This window comes from Streptomyces sp. NPDC054863 (assembly GCF_053610825.1).
In genome coordinates this window covers 1-22,967 of record NZ_JBSGZD010000114.1, presented here as the reverse complement: position 1 = coordinate 22,967, position 22,967 = coordinate 1, and the positions used below count along the sequence as shown (strand labels likewise).

The window sequence follows — 22,967 nt, the reverse complement described above, 5'->3', positions numbered from 1 at the left end:
CGCTCTGCACTGTGCAGGCGTGTGCCGTCCCACGGCCGGTTCCCGCTGGTGGGATTGTCCACTCGTACGAGGGATGGCGGCCCGGACGGGAATGCTCGTGCCCCGCAGCACGTTCTTCTCTGTGAAACGCGAGGAGGTAGCGGGAATCGTGCTTGATCCGCAGGGTTTGTACGCATGGGAGCCGAAGGGGCTTGCCGTCGTCGACATGGCGCTGGCCCAGGAGTCGGCCGGACTTGTCATGCTCTACCACTTCGACGGCTACATCGACGCGGGCGAGACCGGCGACCAGATCGTCGACAAGCTCCTCGACACACTGCCCCACCAGGTCGTGGCGCGCTTCGACCACGACCGGCTGGTGGACTACCGGGCCCGGCGCCCCCTTCTGACGTTCCGGCGTGATCAGTGGACGGACTACGAGACGCCGTCTCTTGAGGTGCACCTGGTGCAGGACGCCACGGGCGCCCCGTTCCTGCTCCTCGCGGGTCCCGAGCCGGACGTGGAGTGGGAGCGGTTCTCGGTGGCCGTGCAGCAGATCGTGGAGCGGCTCGGAGTGCGGCTGGCGGTGAACTTCCACGGGATACCGATGGGCGTCCCGCACACCCGCCCCGTAGGCCTCACTCCGCACGGCAACCGCACGGACCTGGTGCCCGGACACCGCAGCCCGTTCGACGAGGCGCAGGTGCCGGGATCGGCGGAGTCGCTGATCGAGTACCGGCTGACGGAGGCCGGGCACGACGTGCTCGGCGTCGCCGCCCACGTGCCGCACTACGTGGCACGCTCCGCCTACCCGGACTCGGCGCTGACCGTCCTTGAGGCGATCACCGCGGCCACCGGCCTGGTGCTGCCCTCGGTGGCGCACGCGCTGCGCACGGAGGCACGGCGCACGCAGGACGAGATCGACCGGCAGGTCGGCGAGGGCGACGAGGAACTGGTCGCTCTGGTCCAGGGACTTGAGCACCAGTACGACGCGATGGCGGGCGCGGAGACGCGCGGCAGCCTCGTCGCGGAGGCCAAGGACCTGCCGTCGGCGGACGAGATCGGCCTGGAATTCGAGAAGTTCCTCGCGGAGCGGGAGGGCGACGTCTAGGCCCGGGGGAGGGCGTTCTAGGCTGCCGGGCATGCTGACAGTGGGCCTGACCGGTGGCATCGGCGCCGGCAAGAGTGAAGTGTCGCGGCTTCTCGCGTCGTACGGCGCGGTCGTCGTCGCCCACCAAATTCGCGGGTGTGGGGTGGTCGCCCCGGGCCCCCCGGGCCCCCACGCCGTGGTGGCCGCGTTCGGCGAGGGCGTCCTCGCGGCCGACGGCACCTTGGACCGTCCCGCGCTGGGCGCGATCGTCTTCGCGGACCCTTCGATGCTCAAGACCCTCAACGGAATCGTGCACCCGCTGGTCGGGGCCCGGTCGGCGGAACTGGCGGGGGCCGCTCCGGCCGATGCCGTCGTCGTCCACGACGTGCCGCTGCTCACCGAGAACGGGCTGGCGCCGCTGTACGACCTGGTGGTGGTCGTGGACGCGTCGCCCGAGACGCAGCTGGACCGGCTCGTACGACTGCGGGGGACGAGCGAGGCCGACGCACGCGGGCGGATGGCGGCGCAGGCCACGCGCGAGCAGCGGCTCGCCGTCGCCGACCTGGTGATCGACAACGACGGGCCGCTGGAGGCTCTGGAGCCGCAGGTGCGGAAGGTGTGGCGGGAGCTGGAGGAGCGGGCGGGGCAGGGGAGCTAGCGCCTGCGCGTGCCGGTCCGGGCGCGTATCCGGTCCCCTCTTTCCCCCTCTTTCCCGCCCCCCTTTTTTCAGTCCCCCTCTCCGGTCTCCCCTTGAACCGTGCGTGCCCCGGCAGCGCCTCATAGAGGTGTCGCCGGGGCAGTGGTCATGCGGGGAGTGTTGCTGCCTCCCGCATCGTGGCCGTCAACTCGCCCCGCAGGCGGGCGAATTCCGGGGTGGCGCGCAGGGCCGCAGGATCCGTGCCGGGGTCGCGTGGCAGGTCCACGGGAAGTTCCGCGACGATGCGGCCCGGGGCGCCCGACAGCGCACGCGCGATGGCCACCCGCTGCTGCTGACCGCCCGACAGCTCCCACGTGCGGCGCCGCCCCATGCCCGCGAGTCCCACCCGCTCCAGCAACTCCTCGATCCGGGACGGGCTCGGTGACGACAGCCGTCCCGGTCGGGGCGGTGAGGGTCATGCGCCCGCCGCCTCTTTGATGCGTGCTGCGTCGTCTTCGGTGCGTGCAGCCGTGTCTTCGGTGCGTCCTGCCGTGTCTTTGGCGCGTGCTGCCTCGTCGACGAGCGCGCGCAGCCGGGGTGCGACCTCTTCGCCCACCCGGTAGGCCTCTTCGAGGTGCGGGTAGCCGGACAGTACGAACTCGTCGACGCCCAGCGCCCGGTACTCGTACAGCCGCTGTGCGACCTCGTCGTGCGAGCCGACGAGCGCGGTGCCCGCCCCTTCCCGTACGAGACCGATGCCCGCCCAGAGGTTGGGGGCGATCTCCAGTTGTGCGGCGTCCGGGGAGCCACCGTGCAGGGCGGCCATCCGGGCCTGTCCCACGGAGTCCATGGCGGCGAACCTGGCCTGGCTGGCGCTCACCGCATCGGGGTCGAGCCGGGACAGGATCCGGTCCGCCTCGGCCCACGCCTCGGCGGCGGTGTCGCGGGCGATGACGTGCAGCCGCAGCCCGAAGCGCAGCGAGCCGTGTTCGCCGCGTACCGCCTCCGTCTTGGCCCGCAGCCTCTTGATGCGCTCGTCGATCGCCGACGGCGGCTCTCCCCACAGCAGTTGTACGTCGGCGTGGCGCGCGGCGACGTCCTCGGCGGCGGGGGAGGCGCCGCCGAAGTACAGCGGTACGGGGTGTTCCACGGCGGGGTCGACGAGCCGCGCTCCCCGGAGGCGGAAGTGTGCGCCCTCGCGGTCGGCGTCCTCGCCGTCGAGCAGGGCGCGCAGGGCTGCCATGAGCTCGGCGGTCCGTGCGTAGCGTTCGTCGTGCGCCAGGTGGTCGCCGTACGCCCGTTGCTCGGCGGGGTCGCCGCCGGTGACGACGTTCAGACGCAGTCGGCCGCCCGCGAACCGGCGGAAGGCGTCCGCCTGCTGGGCGAGCAGGGTGGGGCTGGCGAACCCGGCCCGGAAGGCGACCAGGAAGCCGATCCGGTCGGTGTGCTGGGCGAGGGCGGCGGTGAGTATCCACGGATCGACGCAGCCGAGGCCGACGGGCGTCAACAGCGAGTGGAATCCGGCCTGTTCGGCGGCGCGCGCCACCTGGGAGAGGTAGCCGATGTCGGCGGGGCGCCGGGTGGCGGATCCCGTCCGGCCCTGTACAGCGGTGACGCCGCCGGGGTCGCGGCCGTCGCCGCCGGTGGGCAGGAACCAGTGCAGCAGGGGATGGTCGGGGGCGCCGGGCACGGCTGCGGGCACGGTGGTGGGCATGGGGAGACCTCGGAGGCAGCGGGGAACCCCGCACGGCACACGGGCGCGGCGGGATTCCGTACGAAGGAGAAGGCAGCAAGGAGCGGGCGACGGTCCCGGGCGCAACTGCTCCGGACCGGCCGGAAAGGGAGATGCGCCTCCGCAGCGGACGCGCGGAACCCCTCTCCCTCCATGAGGAGAGCTCTATGAGGAGAGCGGGGGACGCGTCAGTGGAGGCGGTGCGTCAGCAGCCGGACGTACGGCAGGAGGAGGCCCGACAGAGCATGGTCGAAACACGCAGCAGATCCACGTGGCGACGCGATACGAGAACAGGGGCCATGCCCGCATCCTTGCCGCCCACGGTGCCGCCCGACAACCGCGGTCCGCATTCTGGATGAGTGTGTCTCGCCGACCGGACATCAATGCCGGTGCGCCCTGCGGCGGCCCGCGCCATGATGGGGTTTCGCGCAGGGCGACGCAACAGGGACGACGAGGGGTGGCACACATGGTGGCCGTACGGGAAGTGCTCCGGTCGGACGCGCGGTTGGCGCAGTGGCTGGTGAGCCTGGAGACGCTGGAGGGGCCTGGGGACGGGTCCCCGTACGAGCACGGGGGCGTACTGCCGACGGCTGACGAGCTTCCCGCCGTACTGCTGGACCTGGCGGTTCCGCACGAGGACGTCAACCCGCTGGTCGCGCTGCGGCGCACGATGGCCGAGGATCCCGAGTGGCGGTGGCTGCTGGAGCGCTGCGTCCGGGGCCTGGTGCAGGACATGGGGGTTCCGCACGGGGGCGTGGAACTCCCGCTGCTGCCCGCGGAACTGGGGGAGGCGGGCAGGTACTTCCCGGTGTACGTCTTCGTCGCGGCACTGGAGCAGGTACGCGCGTACCACCGCGGCATCGGAATTCCCGAGGAGGTGTCCCGGCGGACACTGGCCGATCTCGGGCGGAACATGGCGGTGCACCGCAGACGGCGGGGGACGGGCGGGCTGCTGGTGCCGTACTGGATCCGGCTCCATTTCCGGGGCGAGATCTACCAGTTGGGCCGCCTGCAGTTCCAGCGGGGGGTGATGCGGGGGAAGACCGCCGCCGCACTGGCGGAGGCGGGCCGGCCGGGCAAGGCGGACGACCTCTGTCTGAGCATCCACGTACCGGACTTCTCCGGTCCGCTCTCGCCGACCGCGTGCGAGGAATCACTGGCCGCCGCACGCGCGTTCTTTCCCCGCCATTTCCCCGAGGAGGAGCATCGGGTGGCAGTCTGTGATTCCTGGCTGCTCGACCCGCAGTTGCGCGCCTGCCTCTCCGACCGGTCCCGCATCGTCCGGTTCCAGGACCTCTTCGAGCGGATCGCCGCAGGGGACGACGAGTACGACGGCGGAACCCTCTCCTTCGTTTTCGGCACCGAGGACATTCCGGTGGCCGAACTGCCGCGCCGTACCTCGCTGGAGCGCGCCGTCGGAGACCACCTCAGGGCGGGCGGGCACTGGTACGGCGGCGTCGGGTGGCTCACTCTCTGAGGGGGACTCGGACGCGAGGACGTGTACGGGACGGTGCTGACCCGCTCGGGGGCCGTGACAGCCCTGACATGTGTGGTGCGGCATCCTCGCCGCCCTCCACAGAGCTGCGGCGGGCGGTACGGGTGACGTGGCGCAGCTCAAGGGACTCGTCGAGGGGTTCGCCGAACCGGGCGGTGCGCCGCCGCGGACCTTCAGCTCCGGACTGCACGCCGCCACCCTGTGCGCGGACGCGCCCTTCCCGTGGGGCGACGCGACAGCGCCCGCCGAGGGGCGGGCAGCAGCCCTGGACCGTGCCGTACGGCGGCTGGATCCGCGCGACGCGTGGCCGTTCGCGGCACGCACCGCCGCCACTCCCCCCAAACGCGCGTGCACGACGGCGCGGAGTCCGGGGCGCGTGCGGCGGAGAGTTTCCTCTTGAGGTGAGGTGCGCCCCTCTTTGTGTGAAGGCGTGCCCCTCTTGAGGTGAAGGCGTGCCCCGGGGCGCGGATCGGCTCTACGGTTGCCTGGCAGCGTTCGAAAATTCCCAGCAACACCCCAAGGGGGCACGGTGGAACCGGAACTGGTGGCACTGGCGACAGCGGGCGCGACCGCCCTGGTGCAGCAGATGACCACGGACGGATGGGCCCAGGTACGCGGCCGGCTCAGCGGATTCTTCTCACGGGGCAACGGCACCCCGGACGAGGAGACGCTGCAGGGCGAACTGGAGGCCACCCGGAGCGAGCTGGCCGCCGCACTGGCCGACGACGACCGGCAGATGGCTGCCGACCTGGAAGGCGCCTGGCGGCTGCGCATCCGCCAGACCCTGGCGGCGGACCCGGCACGCGCGGACGTGCTGCGCGAGATCCTGGCGGAGCTGGAGCCGGCGGAGCCGGGGGGCGGGGTGCGGGTGGGCTCGATCCACAACAAGATGTCGGGCACGGTCAATCACGGCCCGTTCATCCAGGCCGGTGTGGTGTCTTCGGTGACTTCGGTGACGTATGGGGAGAGGGGCCGGGGCTGAGGGGGTTCAGGGCAGGTTGCGGGACTGAGGGATTCCGCCGCGGGGGCCACGCGCCCTCAACCGTCCGTGGGACGGGCCGGGGCGACCGCGCGTAACGCTCCTCCCGCTCCTGGGTTGCGTCGCCCGGCCACGGCCGTAACGCCCGCCCTGCTCCTCGGCCGTAACGCCCCGCCCCCAGTCCGCGACGCCCGCTTCGCCCTGGGGCCGTACCGCCGTGCCCCGCCCCCCAGTCCGCGACGCGCTCTTCGCCCCAGGGCCGTAACGCCGTGCCGCCGTGCCCCGCCCCGGGCGCACCGCGCCGAAACGCCTGTCCCGCCCCCACTGTCAGACCCCGCCCGTACACTCGCAGGTCCACGCAGAAAACCTGCGCCCACCTGCGCAGATCACACCCCGACGGGAGGCGACGGCACGATGGTCACACCGCTTGCACCACCCCGCCGCCTGCCGCCGTACGCCGCCGCGCTCTACCTCCCCGCGCCCCTGCCACGGGACGGTCGCATCGCCCTCTGGGCGCCGGACGGCACCTCGCTGGCCGGTGTCGGTGACGCGCTCGCCGCCACCTCCACCACCCTCACCGTCGTCCGACGGCACGGCGCCGTCGTCCGTACCCGCGCCGTCCCCGCCCTCCTCCTCCCGCTCGCCGACGCCCTGCCCCTGCTCGCTGCCGCCCGGCACGATCCCGTCGCGCATCCGGCGACCCGTTGCTGGGGTGCCGCCGCCCTGCACGCCCTGCACCTGGCCGCGCGCGGGCTGCTTCTGCCGGGTCTCACCGCGGCCGACGAGGACGCCTGGCGGGCGGGTCCGCCCGATGCCGCGGACATCGCGCACCTGAGGGCGATCGCTGCCGCACTGCCGCCCGAGGGGTACGCGGTACCGCTCCCCGACCGCACACCCCTCCAGGTCCCCGACCCCGCCCACCTGGTGAAGTCCTTCGTCGATGCCGTCGCCGACACCCTGCCGCGCACCCCCGCGGCGGCCCTCGCCCTGGGCGGCGCCTTCGCCGCGCGCGAGGCCCAGCACCTGCCCGGACTGCGGGAGTGGGCCGCCGAGGTCGCGGCCGGCGCGGACGCCGGGGTGCGGGTCTCGCTCCGGCTGGACCTCCCCGTGTACAGCCTCTTCGACACACGCGACGAAGAGGGCGAAGGTGGCCGGGATGCGGGCCAGCGCCGTGCGGGGGCAGCCGTCGTGCAGGTGCACAGCCTCGCCGACCCGACCCATCTCGTGGACGTGGCGGACCTCTGGGCAGGTGAGGGCGGCGACCACTTCGGCCCGCGCGCCCGCATCGACACCGTCCTCGCCCTGCGCCGCGCCGGCCGCGTCTGGCCGCCGCTCGCCAGGCTCCTGGAGCAGCCCGTCCCCGACGTACTGCCGCTGTCCGACGACGAGTTGTACGACCTGCTCGGCGCCGCCTCGCACCGGCTGGAGGCGGCGGGCGTCGCCGTCCACTGGCCGCGCGAGCTGGCGCGCACGCTCACGGCCACCGCGGTGGTGCGCCCCGCGCCCGGCTCGGCGACCGACGGCACGCCCTTCTTCGAGGCGGACCAGCTGTTCGCGTTCAGCTGGCAGCTGGCGGTCGGCGGCGAGGAACTCACCGAGGCGGAAATGGACGCCCTGGTCGAGGAGCACCGCCCGGTGGTGCGGCTGCGCGACCAGTGGGTGGTGGTCGACCCCGCGCTCGTACGCAAGGCCCGCAAGCGGCAGTTGGGCCTCCTCGACCCGGCCGACGCGCTCGCGGTGGCGCTCACCGGCACGGCGGAGGTCGACGGCGAGCGGGTCGAAGCGGTCCCGGTCGGCGCCCTGGCCGCCCTCCGCGACCGGCTCGCCCGGGGTGGCGCGGACACGCTTCCGCAGCCCCCCGCCCTGAACGCCACCCTGCGCGACTACCAACTGCGCGGCCTGGCCTGGCTCGACCTGATGACCTCGCTCGGCCTCGGCGGCTGCCTCGCCGACGACATGGGACTCGGCAAGACCATCACCGTCATCGCCCTCCACCTGCACCGCGCCCGCACCGCCCCCACCCTGGTGGTCTGCCCCGCCTCCCTCCTCGGCAACTGGCAGCGCGAGATCGAACGCTTCGCGCCGGGCGTGCCCGTCCGCCGCTTCCACGGCACGACCCGCACCCTCGACGACCCGCTCGATTCCGCTTCCGCCGCCGATTCCGGTTCTGCCGCCGGTGCCGACTCCGACGCCGGTTCCGGTTCCACCGCCGGTTCCGGTTCCACCGCCGATGCCGGTTCCGGCTTCGCATCCGGAGCGCGCGGCGGCGGCTTCGTCCTCACCACGTACGGCACCATGCGCACCAGCGCGGCCGAACTCGCCACCCGCAGCTGGAACATGATCGTCGCCGACGAGGCCCAGCACCTGAAGAACCCCCGCTCGTCCACGGCGAAGGCGCTGCGTACGATCCCGTCCCCGGCCCGGATCGCCCTCACCGGCACCCCCGTCGAGAACAACCTCTCCGAACTGTGGGCCCTCCTGGACTGGACCACCCCCGGTCTGCTCGGCCCGCTCACCTCCTTCCGGGCCCGGCACGCGCGCGCGGTCGAGGGCGGCGAGGACCCGGAAGCGGTGGAGCGTCTCTCCCGCCTCGTCCGCCCCTTCCTCCTGCGCCGCAAGAAGTCCGACCCGGGCATCGCGCCCGAGCTGCCGCCCAAGACGGAGACCGACCACCCCGTCTCCCTCACCCGCGAGCAGGCCGCCCTCTATCAGGCCGCGGTGCACGAGACGCTGGCCGCCATCGAAGCCTCCGAAGGCATCGCCCGCCGCGGCCTGATCATGAAGCTGCTGACCTCCCTCAAGCAGATCTGCAACCACCCCGCGCAGTATCTGAAGGAGGGGGGCTCGAAGGAAGGGAGCCCGACAGCAGGGGGCCCGGCGGGCGGCGCCGCCCGCCTCGCCGCCCGCTCCGGCAAGCTCGCCCTCCTCGACGAACTCCTCGACACGATCCTCGCCGAAGAGGACTCCGTGCTGATCTTCACGCAGTACGTGACCATGGCCCGGCTGCTCTCCCAGCACCTGTCCGCCCGCGCGATCCCCTCCCAACTCCTGCACGGGGGCACGCCGGTGGCGCACCGGGAGGAGATGGTCGACCGTTTCCAGTCCGGCGAGGTCCCGGTCTTCCTGCTCTCCCTCAAGGCGGCGGGCACCGGCCTGAACCTCACCCGCGCCGCGCACGTCGTCCACTTCGACCGCTGGTGGAACCCGGCGGTCGAGGAGCAGGCCACCGACCGTGCGTACCGCATCGGCCAGACCCAGCCCGTTCAGGTACACCGCCTGATCGCGGAGGGCACGGTGGAGGACCGTATCGCCGAACTCCTCGCCTCCAAACGGTCGTTGGCGGACGCGATCCTCGGCACGGGAGAGGCCGCCCTCACCGAACTCACCGACCGTGAACTGGCCGACCTCGTCTCCCTGAGGAGGCCGTCGTGACACCGCCGCCCCCGCCCCCGCCGCCCCCGTCTCCCCAGGCGGACCACCGCCGTACGTTCCCGCCGTCCCCGGAGACGAGCGGCCCCGCCACCACCTGGTGGGGCAAGGCCTGGGTGTCAGCCCTCGAAGCGCTCTCCCTCGACCCGGCCCGGCTGGCCCGCGGCCACGTCTACGCCGACGCGGGCCACGTCGACACGATCACGGTCACCCCCGGCCGGGTCGTGGCGTACGTACGGGGCAGCCGCGCCCGCCCCTACCGCGCGGACCTCCGGCTGCGCACCCTCGCCGCCGACGACTGGGACGCCTTCCTCGACGCGGCGGCCGAGCACCCGGCCCACCTCGAATCGCTGCTCGCCAAGACCATGCCGCAGGCCCTGCTCGACCCGGACTCACCCCTCTCCGACGTACCGCTCCTGCCCGCCACGGCCGGTGACCTGCTGCCCAGCTGCACCTGCCCGGACGCAGGCCGTCCCTGCAAGCACGCAGCGGCCCTCTGCTACCAGGTGGCCCGCCTCCTCGACGAGGACCCGTTCCTCGTCTTCCTGCTCCGAGGCCGGGACGAGCGCGAAATCCTCGACGCCCTCTCCCGCCGCAACGCCGCCCGCAGCGCCACGGAGAACCGCAAACCCCCGACCGTCCCGGCGGTCGGCGCCCGCGAAGCGCTCGACCCGGCCCGCTCCCCGGGGATGCTCCCGGCGCCCCTCCCGCCGCCCGCCCACCCCGGCACCCCGCCCTCGTACCCGCAGACCAGAGGCGCCCCCGACCCGCTCGCCCTGGACCACCTGGCCACCGACGCGGCGATCCGCGCGCACACGCTCCTCACCACCGGCACCGACCCGATCGCCGGTCTCACCCCCTGGCAGGACGCGGTCCGCATCGCGGCGGCCCAGCCAGGATCCGGTCTGACCGCGGCGACCCGCTCCCTCTACACGTCCCTGACCAGGGCGCTCGGCCGCACCCCCACCGAACTGGCCAAGGCGGTCGCGGCCTGGCGGCAGGGCGGGGCCACTGCCCTCGACATCCTCGACGAACCCTGGGACCCGCCCGCCGGTCCCTTCGACCGCGCCCGCTCCGCCCTGCTCGCCCTCGGCCGCCAGGACTTCCGCCCTTCACGCAACCGCCTCACCGCCGACCGCTTCCAGCTCCGCTACGGCCGCGACGGACTCTGGTACGGATACGAGTCGGACAGCGGCAGCGACGACTGGTGGCCCGGCGGCGGCCCGGCGGGAAACGACCCCGTCCGCGTACTGGCATTCCTGCTGGAGCCCTGACGACGGGACTCCCGGCGACCGGACTCCCGACGACAGGCCCCCTGGTAACGGGACCGTTGCGCACCGGGGCGCTTCGGGAGTCCACGACCACCCGCTCGCCGCGACGCCCGCCCCCTACGCCAGATCACTGGGGCTGTGTGTCCCCCGGAGCGTTCCTCGGTGCGGGCAGCGCACCGGGCGCCGACGGCGCACCCGGCACCGGCGGAGGCCCCCCGGGCCCCGTGCGCAGCGCACCGGGCGGCGACGGCGGCGCGGGCGCGGGCAGCGCGATCAGATCGCCCACCCCTGCCACCTGCTGCAACGTTCGAGCCAGCGCCTCCAGTGCCTTCCGCACCCCGTCGAGCCTGCCCCGCAGCTCCGCCGCGTACTCCCACTCCCGCTCGTACTCGACCGGATCGGTCCCCTCCGGCCGCTGCGACTCGTACGCCGCCAGCCTCGGATGCCACTCGGACAGCAGTGGGCGCAGTACCCGGTTCAGTACGGTCATCGCCAGCACGCCGAAGCTCAGGCGGCCCGGCTCCAGCGGCGGCGCGACGGCAGGCCCGTGCCTGCGCAGGATCTCCCGAGTCGTACCGAAAAGGCTGTACAGGGAGGACAGAGCCTCCCTCAACATCCCTTCGTCGCGACCGAGTTCCGCAACCGAGACCCGGCTCACCAGGTCCAGGTAGAGCTCCCAGGACGCGCTCCGCTCCGCGTCCGCCGGCTCCCACACGCCTGCGATCTCACCCACGAAAGGAAATGCCAGCCGGGCCGTGATCTGCGTCGGCCCCGCCATGTGCCGCTTGCCGCTGTTGCGCCTCATGATCGCCCTCCCCGGCCCCCACAGTAGGGCCACTTCCGTGTGGGATGTCTTCCTCGGCCACGGTCGCGACGATGCGGACCGGGTGCGTCCGCTGTGCGACGCGCTCCGGGACGCCTGTCCCCGGGTGTTCACCGACGAGGCGGGCGTCGCGTCCCTCTCGGTATCAGCGACACGATCCGCCACGAAATGGCCAACTCCCGCTCCCTTCTTGCCTCTTACTCGTCCTACTCGGCAGGCTACCCCGAGCGGCAGGCCTGCCAGTGGGAGCTGACCGCGGCGTATCCCGTGCGCCTCGGCGAGGGCGACCCCCGGCGCCGCGTCATGGCGGTCACCCCCCCCGAATCGGGCGCCGTGCCTTTCCTGCCGGTCGAACTGCGCGACGCCCGCCACGGAGGCACGGCGGCCGACGTGGCAGGCGCACCCGGTCGATCCGGCGGGCGCACCCGGTCGTCCTGCACGTCTGGCGCCACCACGCTCCGTCCCGCCACCGGCCCGCACCGAAGCACTGCGGCACGCCGTCCTGCGCACCGCGCGCGGGACTACCCTGGGGAGTCCCGAAGTCCCCGGTGGCCGGAAGGAGCCAGCCATGCCCGCATCGGCCTCCCGCGCCGCACCGAAGTCACCGCAGCCGAGCGAATCGGAACGGATGGCCGCCTTCGACATCCAGATCGAACTCGTCACCCGCATCGGCATCCAGGAACTCGCCCCCGGCACCGGCAGCCTCCGCGAGGCCCTGACCTCGCTCCACGGTCTGTTCCCCTTCGTCCACGACACCCTGCGCCGCTACAGCATCGGCCCGACGGGCGCCACGACGGGCACCCCGACCGGCACCACGGCCGGCACGGATACCCCGCACGTGCGCGCCGTCGCCCTCCGCCTCCTCGACGACACCCTCCGCCCCTTCACCACCACCTGGCACCCCCGCCTCACCGTGTACGAGGCGTCCCGCCCCGCATCCACGGCGCCGCTCGACCACGAGGCGGCCTGGCCGGAAGCGCACCGCATGCGCATCGAACTCACCGAACTGCGCACCCCGTTGCTCGCCGTCGCAGAGGAACTGGCAGCCATCTCGGGGGCGGACTTCGGGGTGACTGCGGCGGGGTGACGGCAAAGGGGTGACGCCGACGGGGCGACGGTAGCGGGGTGACGCCGACGGGGCGAGGCGGTGTCTCGTCAACGGCCGTACGGACAGGCCCTGTTCCGGCAGCTCCACGTGCCGCCTAAAATGAACGCGTGGTCGATCAGACGTGGAACAGCGTAGGCGGACAGGCCAGGGTGGAAACGGTCGTCCAGGCGGGCCGCATCGACCAATTGACCAGCCATCACCACTACCATCCGGCCCCGCCGCCGGCCGGAGTGCCGTACGAGATCCCGCCGGAACCCAGCCACTTCGAGGACCGCGCCACCGAGCAGGAAGCCTTCCGGCTGCTGGCGGAGGGCCGCCCCGTCACCGGGCCGCTGGTGGCCAATGTCTTCGGCGTCGACGGCGTCGGCCGGACCGCACTCGCCTCCCGGCTCGCCCGCAGTCTGCGGGAGCGCTGCCCCGACGGGGTCCTCCACGTCGACTTCGACGACCACCGGGTGTCCGGCGACGGAGGTGTGGAACAGACGGCGATCCTCACCGAACTCCTGGGCTCACTGGGGGTGTTACCGCCCTGGCTGGGCACCACGGCGAAGGACCTCCGCAAGCAGTTCCTGACGCGGACCGAGGGGCAGCGGCTGGTCGTCGTCCTCGACAACGTGCGCACCGGCGCCGAGACGGCGCAGTGCTTCCCTTCCGGCCCGTACAGCGCGGTGATCGCTGTGAGCCAGGGGCTGTTGTACGACTTCACGGACCATCACGTGCTCGAACTGCCGCTGAGCCCCCTTGCGGACAGCGACTCCGTGTGCCTGCTCCACCACCTCGCCGAAGACCCGCGTCTGACCGCGAACCCAGGTGCGGCCGTCGCGCTCGCACGCGTCTGCGGCGGCCTTCCCGCAGCGCTCCATGTTGCCGCCCGAGTGCTCCGCCAACGCCGCAACAGCCGTGTCGAGCGGCTGCTCACCGAGCTCGAAGGGACGGGTCTCTCCATGGTGGAGACAGTCTGGAGCGCCGCCTACGAGAGCCTGGGCGAGGCGGGACGACGCCTCTACCGCGGGCTGGCTGTCCATCCCGGGCCCCACCTCACGGCGGGCGCTGCGGCTGCTCTCCTCGGACTCGACCAGGACACCGCCGACGACGCCCTGGACGAGCTGGAGAACGCGGGCCTCCTGTTGCGCGGCGCGGGCCACCGCGTCCGGCTTCCGGCGCTCCTCCGCGATCACGCACAGCACACCGCCGACCGTGACAACGCCCCCGGCGAGGCGGCTGCCGCCCGCGGACGCCTGCTGCACTGGCACCTGCGGCAGGCGCAGCGCGCCGACGGGGCGGCGGCGGGGGCCCGCATGACGTTCGGCGCACCGATCCAGCCACTTCCGTTTCCGTACGCCGCCGACGTGCCGTTCGCCGACAAGGCGGCGGCGCTGGAGTGGCTGCGGGCCGAACGCCTGGTCCTCTTCGGCTGCGTACGCACGGGATACGCGCACGGCCTCGACGCCGAGGCGTGGACCCTCTGTGAACCGCTGTGGACCTTCCACCTCGACCACCCGCACCCCACCGAGACGACCGAGGCGTTCCGCACCGGAGTGGCGGCGGCCCGAAGAGCCGGAGACCGGCGTGCGGCGGCCCGGATGCGCTGCCAGCTCGCCCGGCTGCTCTGGGAGCAGGGCGAGTACGGGCAGGCGTCGCAGGAGCTGGAGCGGGCGGCGGAAGCTGCGGCCACGACGCCGGAGCGCAAACTGCACGCCTCGGTGGCCGAGTTCCGCGGCAAGCTGCTCGCCGTGCAGGAGCAGTGGGCGGCCTCCGTCCCGTACTTCGAGGAGTCCCGCCGCATCCACCATGCGATCGGCAACCCCTACGGCGCCATGCTCCAGACCTACCTCCTCGGCCGCTCCGCCCAGGGCATGGGCGACCTGGACCACGCCGCCACCCTCCTCGCCGAGGCGCATACGGAGGCCCGCGCCCTCGATCGTGAACGGATGACCGCCCGCACCGGATTCGCACTGGGCGGCGTGCTGCACGGCCTCGGCCGCACGGGCGAAGCGCGCGGGCTGTACGAGGCCGCGCTGGAGAGCGCGCGACTGCGCCGCTCCACCTTCGACGAGGCCCGGGTGCACGACGCGCTGGCGGCACTCGCCACCGACACCGGCGACACCGAACGGGCCGCGGAGCACGCCGAGTCCGCCCGTACGATCCGGAAGGCGGCGGGAGCGCTGGAGCCGTAGGGGCGGGTCAGCAGACCTGCTCGGCCGTCTCGTCACCGGCGGGGGAGAGGGTCGCTTCATAGCTGCGCCCCGCCACCACACACCGTATTCGCCGGTGGGTCGAACCGGCCCCGAGCAGCGCGTGCACCGCCGACAAGACGGCGGCGGGGTCGGTACGGAACACCCGGCCGTCCTCCCGGCAGGGAGCGATCCGCACCTCCCAGAGCGGCCCGCCGTGCCGCCGGACCGCACAGCGTCCGGAGCCGAGGACGACGGCGGCGGTGCGCCGCGCCCCGTACTCCTCAAGCATCCGGTCGATCCAGCCCCGCACGGTCCACCCCTCTCCGTAACGCTCCTGGGGGACGGTTGCGGCACGCCGGAACAGCAGCCCGGCGCTCTGCGACTGCCGGGTCGTCGCCCGGTCGGCCTCGGCGGCCAGATGGTGCACGCCGTCGCGCCCGCCCGCGTGCGTCCGCTCCACGTGTACGACGCCGCCGTGCTGCTCGATCCGTACGGCGAAGGCGGTGATGTCCCGCCCGGTGGAGACGGGGGCGGGCAGCGGCCTGGCCTCGACGGCCCCCGCTCCCTCGGGCGGCGCCATGCCCAGCAGGCCGTACAGCTCGTGGCGCAGCCGCTCCAGCACGCGCCCCTGCCCGGCGAAGGCGGGCGCGGCGAGGCGGCGCACGTCGACACCGCTGCTCGCGTACGTGTCGAGTACCTTGCCGAGGTCGCTCGGGTCTCCCGGGTCGCCCGGGCCTCCCGCACCGCCCAACAGGGGTATGCGGCGCAGGACTTCGGCCATCGGGCTGCCCGGGATCAACTCGTGCCCGCCGTCGCAGGCGGCGACGAGCGGGGTGCCGAGCGCTGCCGCGTACAGGGCGGTGGAGCCGTGGTCGGTGAGGACGGCGTCGGCGGCGACGAGCAGCGCACCCCACTCCTCGTACGTCCTGGCCTGCACCATCCCCGCGTCGAGAGCGGGGGCGAGGCGCTCGGCGAACTCCCGTGCACCGAGGCTGCTGTGCGTATTGGGATGGGCGATCAGTGCCAACTGGTAGGCGTCGCAGGGCAGTGCGCGTGCCAGCCGGCCGGGAAGCCCCGGGTGCCGGCCGAGCAGTGACTCGGGCCCCCAGGTGGACGTGAGCACGACGAGCCGACGTCCGCCCGTCGCCAGAGCGGCCCGGTAGCGGCTGCGCTGCCCGGCCGAGGCCAGCATGCGCTCCAGGGTCGGGTCACCCACCACGGCCACGCGCCCCGCGGCGGCCGGAACGGCGCGGGCGAGCCGTGCGGCCTGGTCGGGATGGGCCAGCGCGTGCAGCGCGGCAACCGGCTCGCCGTCCTCGCCGACCAGAAACGCGGGATCGAAACCCGAGGCCTGCCCCGCGGTCCCCTCCCAGGGGAGCGTCTTGCTGAAACCGGCCCCGTGCGGCAGCAGAACCTTGGGCCCGCGCAGCCGCCCCAGACCGCCCTTGGGACTCGCCGCCACCACCAGGTCGTGCGTCTCCGCAAGCGCCACCCCCCACGGAACACACAGCCCACCGAACCGCTCGACGGCCTCCCGCGCATCCCGGCCGAACTCCGACCCGGGAACGAGCGTGAACCGCCGTTGTATCCGGGAGTCCCCGGCAAACACGGGCAGGACGTCGAAGAGCCGGTGCAACGCCCCCGCCGACCGAGCCGCGAACAACACCCGCTTCTCACCGCTGCCCGCTGCCCGCTGCCCGCTGCCCGCTGCCCGCTGCCCGCTGCCCGCTGCCCGCTGCCCGCTGCCCGCTGCCCGCTGCCCGCTGCCCGCTGTGTAAGGGTTAATCCTACTTCGTCCCGTTCTCCCGGGCGGTGGGTTTCCCGCAACTGCCCCCTCTCGCGAGGAGGTTCCGGGCAGGTCCGACGGCATGGCGAAGATCGTACGCGCCGAGGAGACGGCACGGCCGCCCGTACCGAAACTGCCTCCCGTACCAGAACTACGGCAGTCGCCCACCGGCCCCCACCTCGGGGTGACGGCGGCAGGGTGAGGAGTGCTGTGCTCCGGCCTCCCGCCGTTCGTCCCCCAGTTCGTCATCCGGCGGTCGCCTGGGCCTTCGTACGTCCGGAGGTGCTCCGGGCCATCCGTGCCACCACGGACAGGTAGAAGTGGTCGACGGCGGCGTCCACCGAGCGGATGAATCCGGTTTCCGCGTTCCCGCGAGTGCTGCCCACCCCCTTGGACAGTGTCAGCCGGAACCCCGTGATCTGGGCGCTGCCCTTCGGCAGAAGATCTCCCGGCTCCCGGCGGAGCTTCTCCATGGTGCCCCGGGGCCCGGGTCCCTCGCCGTCGACGAGAGTCTGGACGTGGAGGTCCGCAGGGGCGTCCTCCAACTGCTTGATCAGGCGCTTCGCCCAGCTCAGGGGATATCCCTGTTCAGGGGCCGGAACGTCGACGGAAGTCCGCAACTTCCCGAGCCGCAGATCGGCGGTCAGCGACAGGATGCCCACCGCACCGTCGACCCTGATCTCCGCGTGCAGCCGCCCGTCCTCGCAGAAACGGTCGGCGAGCTCGATGCGACGGGAGTGGGGTTCCGAGCCGCGCCTGACCCGCTGGACGGGAATGACCTTCGCTCCGAGCTCGCCACCCAGTCGCAGGCAGACCTGGCGGACGAGCCGTTCCCAGCTCTCCACGACCCTGACGGTGCGGGGGTCACCCGGGCAGAGGGTCTCCTCGTCGATGCCGTTGCGCACCGGGACCCATGAGGGGCCCATGTTCTGAAAGCCGTGGCACCCGGAGTTCTCGTGCTGGAGGTAGCAGAGGAGCTCCTGCAAGAGCCAGGCATGAGCTTCGTGCCGGACACCTTCGTGGCGGATCAGCATCTGGGCCTGGTGGGCCACTTCGGCCCAGGAGAGATGCCACAGTGCGACCTTGTTCTTGCGCCTGCCGTCGATCCGCACGTCGACGAGGGGACTGCCTTCGAGCGCGACGTCGTTGGAGAGCGTGATCACTGCTTCGTATCCGCGCCGGGCTGCGATGTCGGCATAGTCCTGGATCTGCTCGCTCTTCAGTGGATTGCCGTTGGTCTTCGTCTCCACGAGAGCGGTCCACAGCTTTCCGGCACGTTCGATCCGGATGATTCCGTCAGGGCGCCTGGGGCTGTCACCGTGAGGCAGGGTCACCTCGGTGAATGATTCCATCCTGCCCGCGGGGGCCCCGAAGGCAGCTGTCAGACGCCGTCCGAATTCCGGCACCTGCGCCATGACGGACAGCAGGACGGAGGTCGCCCTCATCTCGCGTTCCCTGTCGCTCTTCAAGGTGGAAGCGGGGAACAGCCGCGAGGGATGCCAGGCGTCGTTCTCGGCCAGGGACGCCTTGGCGATCTTGGGAAGAGTGACCTTCTTCTTGGCCGTACGCAGCCGGCGGGGCGCGGCGGTATCGGCTGGTCCGCCGGTCTGCCGGGGAACCGATGCGGTGGCCGGATCTCCGGAGGGAACGCCGGAGCCGGGGGTCTGCGCCGAAGCGGAGTCCGGGGACGGCGCCTGCACCGGGACGACAGGGCGGGCGGACGATTCCGGTCCGGCCTCGGAAGCGGGCTCTGCTGCCTCCGGAGAACCTGTTTTCGGACGGGGTTCGGATTCCGTGACGGGCTCTGCCTCCGCCAGCGGTTCGGACTCGGAGTCCTGCGCGTCGTCCTCGTCGATGTCGATTCCGTAGTCCGTGGCCAGCCCCGCCAGGCCGGTGTCGTAACCCTGCCCGACGGCGCGGAACTTCCACCCCTGGTCCCGCCGGTACACCTCGCCGAAGACGAAAGCGCTCTCCGTGGTGGCGTCGGTGATCGAGAAACCGAGAACACCTTCGCCCGAGCCGTCGGCAAGTTCGAGCTTGAGGTTCTCCAACTCACCGAATTCGGCACGTTGGTGGCGGCTGGCGGCTACCACCAGACGGACAATGTCGGAGGGGAGAGCCGAGAGGTCGAGCTGAATTCTGTCTTCGTTGCCGTCGTCGGTCGGGGTCAGCCCGAGGAGCTGCACGCTGCCGTCCGAAGCGGTCGGGTTGTTGTAGAAGTAGAAGTCGTCGTTGCTGCGCACCTTGCCGTCCGCTCCGAGCAGCAGGACGGAGACATCCGCGTCGCCCTCGCCGCTCTGGCTGCTCCAACGCAGGCTGACCGCAAAGGATTCGTCATGCTCTTTCAGCGCGGAAAGAGAGACATTGGCGCCTTTGATCATTTCGTGCACGAGAGATCCCCCCACGGGACGGAGTGACCGCGACGAACGCCGCGGCACCCTTGGAACGAGATGAGATGCGCGTTCCTCCCCAAGGAACGTCCACGGAGCGTATCGTTCCGGCCGCTTTTCTGGAGTCGTATCCGCAGCAAGAGGTCGGCCTGTGAGCGGGAATGGGGCGTGAGGGCCCCGGAGCGCGGCAGGTCCTTGCTCACGGGTCGTCAGGTAGCTTGTGAGGCCGGCTGATTGGCGCAAGGCGTGAGGTGGGGTGGGATGGGCGTGCACGACGAAGGTGGCGGGATCGCGAACGAGTTCGACGGGACCGTGAGCGGGCCCGTCGTCCAGGCGGGAGTGGTGCACGGGGACGTCGTCTTTCGGACTGGGCAGCGCGAAGGACCGACCCGGGTGACGCCCAGGGAAGTGCCGCGCGGGCCGCGGAAGTTCGTGGGAAGGGAGCAGGCGCTGGAGGTCCTCGACAGCGGTCGGGTCGTGGTGCTGAGTGGCCTGCCCGGTGTGGGGAAGCGGGGTGTCGCGAGGCGGTGGGCCGAGGGGGCGCGGGGGCGGTTCACCGGGGGCGATGTGTACGTCGACTTCGCGAGTCTTGAGGGTGGCGGGCCGGGACGGGCCGGGGCTGATGTGTCCGCCGCGGTGAGCCGGTGTCTGCGGGGGCTGGGGGTGGAGGATGCCTGCCTTCCGCGCTCGCTCGGCGAGTTGAGCGCGTTGTTCCGGACGCGGACCGCTGTCGAGCCGGTGCTCGTCGTGCTTGACGATGTGCGGGAAGCCGCGCAGGTGAGGGCCCTGCTGCCGGGAGGGGGCGCGAGCGTGGTCGTGGCTGTCGGCCGAGGGCGGCTGGCTGGACTCCTGATGGACGGCGCCGAGTTCGTACACGTGGATCCACTGGATGCCGCGGACGGGCGGGAGTTGCTGGAGCAGCTGTGCGGTGCGGACCGGGTCGCGGCCGAGCCGGAGGACGCCGCGCGGATCGTGGAGTGGTGTGGCGGGCTGCCCGTCGCACTGCACGTGGCAGCCGCCCGGCTGGTAGCGCACCGGCGGCTGACCCTGGGCATGCTGGCCCGTGAACTGGCCGACGAGAAGCGGCGGTTGAGCGCGCTGAAGATCTCCGGGGAGAGTGTCGTGGCGGTGTTCGGGGTGGCGTACGAGGGGCTGGCGGAGGACGTTCGGCGCATCTATCGGCTGCTGGGTCTGTATCCGGGGCGCAGCTGGGAGGCGGGGCTCGCCGCCGCCCTCGCCGGGGGCGAAGTCGAATCGGCGAGGGCCGCCCTGGACGCGCTGGAGGAAGCCAGCCTCGTCGAAGTGGCGGACGACGGCCGCTACACCTTCCACGACCTGGTGCGGCTGCATGCCCGGGAGGTCGCCGTGGCCGAAGGTGAGGATGCCGGGCAGGTTGTCGGCGTGGCCCTCCGTCATCTGCTGGAGCTTGCCGCGCATGCGGATCTGGCCGTGATGGGCGGGCGGATGAGGGCGGGGGCGTACGTGGAGCGGGTGGCGGGGGATGCCTCGCGGTTCCCCGACCGAGGCGCGGCCCTGGACTGGCTGGAGGCCGAGCGCGCCGACCTCCTTGCCGTGCAGCGGGAGGCCTTCGCGTGCGGACTGTACCAGGAGGCCGCGGAGTTGGCCGAGGCGCTGACCGCCCTCTACCTCAATCGGCGCTACGTCGGTGACTGGCTCGCCTCCGGTGAGATCGGCGTACGGGCGGCGGAAGCGGCCGGACTCGTCGCTTCCGAGGCCCGGCTGCGCGCCCTGCTGTCGCGCCCGCTCATGGATCTCGGCGAGAAGGAGCGGGCGCGCGAGGAATTGGAGGCGGCGATTGCCCGTGCGGACGATTCGGGGTGGCTGCTGCTGCGTGCTTCCGTACGGGAGTTCCACGGGCGGTGGTACGACCGGTACGCGCCCGACCGGGCCGTGGAGGTGTACTCGCAGGCGTTGGCGCTCTACGAGGAGGACGGTGATCCGCGCGGCATCGCCGTCGGGCTGTACTTCTTCGGGTGCGCGCAGGACGCGGCCGGGGCAGGGGAGGCCGCTCTTGTGACCTTGCGTGACGCCGGTGCGCGGTTCGCGGCGATGGGCGACTTCCGCATGGGCGCCCGTGCGCGCGGCGCCGAGGGGGACGTGCTGCTCCGGCTGGGGCGCGACGACGAGGCGGTCATCGTGCTCACCGAAGCGGTGGCGGCCCTGGAAGGGGCCGGCGCGGTGCACTACGAGGCTGTGCACCGAGAGACGCTGCACCGACTCACGGGTGACAGAAGGCAGTTGGAGCGAGCACTGGAGATCTACGAGGCCGCAGGAAGCCCGCGCGCAGAGACAGTGAGGTCACTGCTGGACGACGGCTCCGCGGCTGGGGAGCAGGCGTAGCGAGACGTCCTCCTCGCGGTCCGCGACGGACAGGGTGACGAAGCCGTCCAACGGGACGCCGCCCAGCAGACACGCGTGCACGACCGCCGCCGGAATGCTGGGATCCGGGGCGGTGCGCGGGTTGGCCCCGGTGACCGTCGCCTCGACCGTACGGCCGTCGCGGACGTGGATCCGGTACGTGCCGGGGGCTACCGGGGCCGCCGCCAGCACAGCCCCGGGGAAATCCGCGAAGACGCAGCAGGCCCAGGCCGCAGCAGCTGTGCCGCTCTTCGGGGTGAGGCTCACCAGGACGGAGGCACTCTCGCGGAGCGACCGGTCGCGTTCGTCGTCCGGGCAGCTGAGGTGGTGTTCGTCGGTGGGAGTGGGGGGCGTGGCGACGGCCGCCGGTCTGCGTTCGATACGGACACGGGGGCCTGCGTCCCCCTGGCTCCCCATCCGGGTGGTCACCGAGAACGCCGTGCAGAGGTACGGGGCCGGGACCGGGCAGGGATCCTCCGGAGCGAGAGGGGAGGGTGCCGGTGAGGCAGGTTCGGAGAGCTTCATCAGGCCGTACGCCGTCGCCCGCAGACGGCGCAGCGCATGCCCGGGATCGGCCAGCGCGGTCGACCCCAGCTTGCGCAGCCGGTCGGTGTCGGGCGAAGTGAGGGCTTCCTCGACCTGCGGGCGCAGAGGTGCGAACGGATCCAGGCGCGGGGCCAGGCGGCCCAGTTCCGCCATGGGAGTCCCGGCCACCGCCTCCTGCTCGCTGAACGCGCCGAGGAGTACGGGGACGCCGAGCGCGGCCCCGTAGAAGGTGACCGAACCGTGGTCGCCGACGAGGAGATCGGCGGCGAGCAGGGCGGCCTGCCAGCCGGACTCGGGCGGTATGCGGATCAGGCCGGCTGCGCGGGCCGAGCCCAGTACGTGTTCGAGCTGGCCGGAGCCGTGCGCGGACACCACGTTGGGGTGGGTGACGAGCGCGACCGCGTACGCGTCGGCGGGCAGCGAGGCGAGGAGGCGGGCCGGGAGCGACGAGTCCTGGCCGAGCGCGGACTCGTCCCGCCAGGTCGAGCTGATCAGGATCAGGCGGCGGCCGGGGGGCACGCCGAGGGCCTCGCGGTAGCGCTCCCGCGAGGCCCGGCCCGCAGCGAGGAGTGAGTCGTAGCAGGGGTCACCGATGAGCAGCGGGTGTGCGGAGTCGGGGAGCTGGGCCGCTTGGTCGGGGTGCGAGACAGCGGTGCGCACCCTGCCGGTGGCCAGGAGTTCGCGGGGAACCAGGCCCGCGAGACGCTCGCCGGGGCCGCGTGCGTCCGGTACGTACTTGTGGAATCCGACACCGTGCGGGAGGACCAGTACGGGAGCGGTGTGCCCGGCGTCGGTGAGGACCGCGTTCTCGGTGGCGGTGACGACGAGGTGGGGACGGCTCGCGCGGAACTGCTCCCAGGACATGACGAGTGCGCCGCGTTCGCGGAGGTAGGCCGGGACGCCTTCGCCGAAGGCGGAGCCCGGGTCGTACGCGAAGACCAGGTGGACGCGGGCGTCGTCGCGGAGCACGGGGGCGAGGACGTCCAGGACGCGGACGGCGGAGGTGATCGTACGCACCACGGCGACCAGGAGGCGGTCACCGTGGAAGGTCAGCCAGCGGTCGGCGTCGGGCGAGACGGGGGCGGGGAGGCGGCGGGCGGGCCCGGGACCGGAGCGAACCGCGGACCGCGCGTCCTTCGCGGTTCGCGG

The 22,967-nt window shown here is 72.6% G+C and carries 16 protein-coding genes; 10 read left to right on the top strand and 6 right to left on the bottom strand.

Going from position 1 to position 22,967, the window contains the following annotated elements; genetic code table 11:
* The first annotated feature begins 148 nt into the window (after nt 1–148).
* On the top strand, nt 149–1,087 hold the full coding sequence (locus ACWGIG_RS20885; RefSeq protein WP_453323128.1) for a PAC2 family protein: 939 nt from the start codon (nt 149–151) through the stop codon (nt 1,085–1,087).
* 31 nt (nt 1,088–1,118) lie between these two features.
* Nucleotides 1,119–1,724: a dephospho-CoA kinase gene (gene coaE, locus ACWGIG_RS20880; protein ID WP_453323127.1), complete on the top strand. Its 606-nt coding sequence runs from the start codon at nt 1,119–1,121 to the stop codon at nt 1,722–1,724.
* Nucleotides 1,725–1,869: 145 nt separating this feature from the next.
* Here coaE and ACWGIG_RS20875 read toward each other — a convergent pair whose 3' ends face one another.
* Together ACWGIG_RS20875 and ACWGIG_RS20870 are read right to left on the bottom strand one after the other, a co-directional pair.
* Nucleotides 1,870–2,130, bottom strand: a complete 261-nt coding sequence (locus ACWGIG_RS20875; RefSeq protein WP_453323131.1) for an ATP-binding cassette domain-containing protein — start codon at nt 2,128–2,130, stop codon at nt 1,870–1,872.
* 48 nt (nt 2,131–2,178) lie between these two features.
* The gene (locus tag ACWGIG_RS20870; protein WP_453323126.1) at nt 2,179–3,417 is read right to left on the bottom strand and encodes an LLM class flavin-dependent oxidoreductase; all 1,239 of its coding nucleotides are present in this window, start codon (nt 3,415–3,417) and stop codon (nt 2,179–2,181) included.
* A gap of 484 nt (nt 3,418–3,901) precedes the next feature.
* On the opposite strand from ACWGIG_RS20870, the gene ACWGIG_RS20865 reads away from it, so the two are divergent.
* From ACWGIG_RS20865 to ACWGIG_RS20845, 5 genes are all read left to right on the top strand, one after another.
* Nucleotides 3,902–4,912 (top strand): acyltransferase domain-containing protein, encoded by a 1,011-nt coding sequence (locus tag ACWGIG_RS20865; RefSeq protein ID WP_453323130.1) that lies wholly within the window; start codon nt 3,902–3,904, stop codon nt 4,910–4,912.
* A 127-nt stretch (nt 4,913–5,039) separates the two neighbouring features.
* The gene (locus tag ACWGIG_RS20860; protein WP_453323125.1) at nt 5,040–5,330 is read left to right on the top strand and encodes a hypothetical protein; all 291 of its coding nucleotides are present in this window, start codon (nt 5,040–5,042) and stop codon (nt 5,328–5,330) included.
* A 129-nt stretch (nt 5,331–5,459) separates the two neighbouring features.
* Nucleotides 5,460–5,912, top strand: coding sequence for a hypothetical protein (locus ACWGIG_RS20855; RefSeq protein WP_453323124.1), 453 nt, complete (start codon nt 5,460–5,462; stop codon nt 5,910–5,912).
* Between the two features lie 411 nt (nt 5,913–6,323).
* A complete protein-coding gene (locus ACWGIG_RS20850) occupies nt 6,324–9,341 on the top strand; it encodes a DEAD/DEAH box helicase (RefSeq protein ID WP_453323123.1) in 3,018 nt (1,005 codons plus the stop codon).
* A complete protein-coding gene (locus tag ACWGIG_RS20845; RefSeq protein ID WP_453323122.1) occupies nt 9,338–10,612 on the top strand; it encodes an SWIM zinc finger family protein in 1,275 nt (424 codons plus the stop codon). The genes ACWGIG_RS20850 and ACWGIG_RS20845 overlap by 4 nt, the downstream gene beginning before the upstream one ends.
* A gap of 124 nt (nt 10,613–10,736) precedes the next feature.
* On the opposite strand, the gene ACWGIG_RS20840 is transcribed toward ACWGIG_RS20845, so the two are convergent.
* Nucleotides 10,737–11,414, bottom strand: coding sequence for a hypothetical protein (locus ACWGIG_RS20840; protein WP_453323121.1), 678 nt, complete (start codon nt 11,412–11,414; stop codon nt 10,737–10,739).
* 586 nt (nt 11,415–12,000) lie between these two features.
* On the opposite strand from ACWGIG_RS20840, the gene ACWGIG_RS20835 reads away from it, so the two are divergent.
* Both ACWGIG_RS20835 and ACWGIG_RS20830 read left to right on the top strand, forming a co-directional pair.
* Nucleotides 12,001–12,519: a hypothetical protein gene (locus ACWGIG_RS20835; RefSeq protein ID WP_453323120.1), complete on the top strand. Its 519-nt coding sequence runs from the start codon at nt 12,001–12,003 to the stop codon at nt 12,517–12,519.
* A gap of 128 nt (nt 12,520–12,647) precedes the next feature.
* Nucleotides 12,648–14,717 (top strand): hypothetical protein, encoded by a 2,070-nt coding sequence (locus tag ACWGIG_RS20830; RefSeq protein WP_453323119.1) that lies wholly within the window; start codon nt 12,648–12,650, stop codon nt 14,715–14,717.
* A gap of 7 nt (nt 14,718–14,724) precedes the next feature.
* On the opposite strand, the gene ACWGIG_RS20825 is transcribed toward ACWGIG_RS20830, so the two are convergent.
* Nucleotides 14,725–16,383: a translation initiation factor 2 gene (locus tag ACWGIG_RS20825; RefSeq protein WP_453323118.1), complete on the bottom strand. Its 1,659-nt coding sequence runs from the start codon at nt 16,381–16,383 to the stop codon at nt 14,725–14,727.
* Between the two features lie 365 nt (nt 16,384–16,748).
* Nucleotides 16,749–18,884, bottom strand: a complete 2,136-nt coding sequence (locus ACWGIG_RS20820; RefSeq protein ID WP_453323129.1) for a TerD family protein — start codon at nt 18,882–18,884, stop codon at nt 16,749–16,751.
* A gap of 270 nt (nt 18,885–19,154) precedes the next feature.
* Between ACWGIG_RS20820 and ACWGIG_RS20815 the strand changes: the two genes are divergently transcribed.
* Complete coding sequence (locus ACWGIG_RS20815; RefSeq protein ID WP_453323117.1) at nt 19,155–21,254, top strand: hypothetical protein; 2,100 nt, start codon at nt 19,155–19,157, stop codon at nt 21,252–21,254.
* On the opposite strand, the gene ACWGIG_RS20810 is transcribed toward ACWGIG_RS20815, so the two are convergent.
* Nucleotides 21,213–22,967: CDP-glycerol glycerophosphotransferase family protein (locus ACWGIG_RS20810; protein ID WP_453323116.1), on the bottom strand; the 1,755-nt coding region annotated here is incomplete at its 5' end. The two genes, ACWGIG_RS20815 and ACWGIG_RS20810, sit on opposite strands and share 42 nt — an antisense overlap.

Coding starts and splice junctions, on each gene's coding strand:
- coaE (WP_453323127.1), top strand. CDS start 1,119: ATGCTGACAGTGGGCCTGACCGGTGGCATCGGCGCCGGCAAGAGTGAA.
- ACWGIG_RS20870 (WP_453323126.1), bottom strand. CDS start 3,417: ATGCCCACCACCGTGCCCGCAGCCGTGCCCGGCGCCCCCGACCATCCC.
- ACWGIG_RS20865 (WP_453323130.1), top strand. CDS start 3,902: ATGGTGGCCGTACGGGAAGTGCTCCGGTCGGACGCGCGGTTGGCGCAG.
- ACWGIG_RS20850 (WP_453323123.1), top strand. CDS start 6,324: ATGGTCACACCGCTTGCACCACCCCGCCGCCTGCCGCCGTACGCCGCC.
- ACWGIG_RS20840 (WP_453323121.1), bottom strand. CDS start 11,414: ATGAGGCGCAACAGCGGCAAGCGGCACATGGCGGGGCCGACGCAGATC.
- ACWGIG_RS20835 (WP_453323120.1), top strand. CDS start 12,001: ATGCCCGCATCGGCCTCCCGCGCCGCACCGAAGTCACCGCAGCCGAGC.
- ACWGIG_RS20820 (WP_453323129.1), bottom strand. CDS start 18,884: ATGATCAAAGGCGCCAATGTCTCTCTTTCCGCGCTGAAAGAGCATGAC.
- ACWGIG_RS20815 (WP_453323117.1), top strand. CDS start 19,155: ATGGGCGTGCACGACGAAGGTGGCGGGATCGCGAACGAGTTCGACGGG.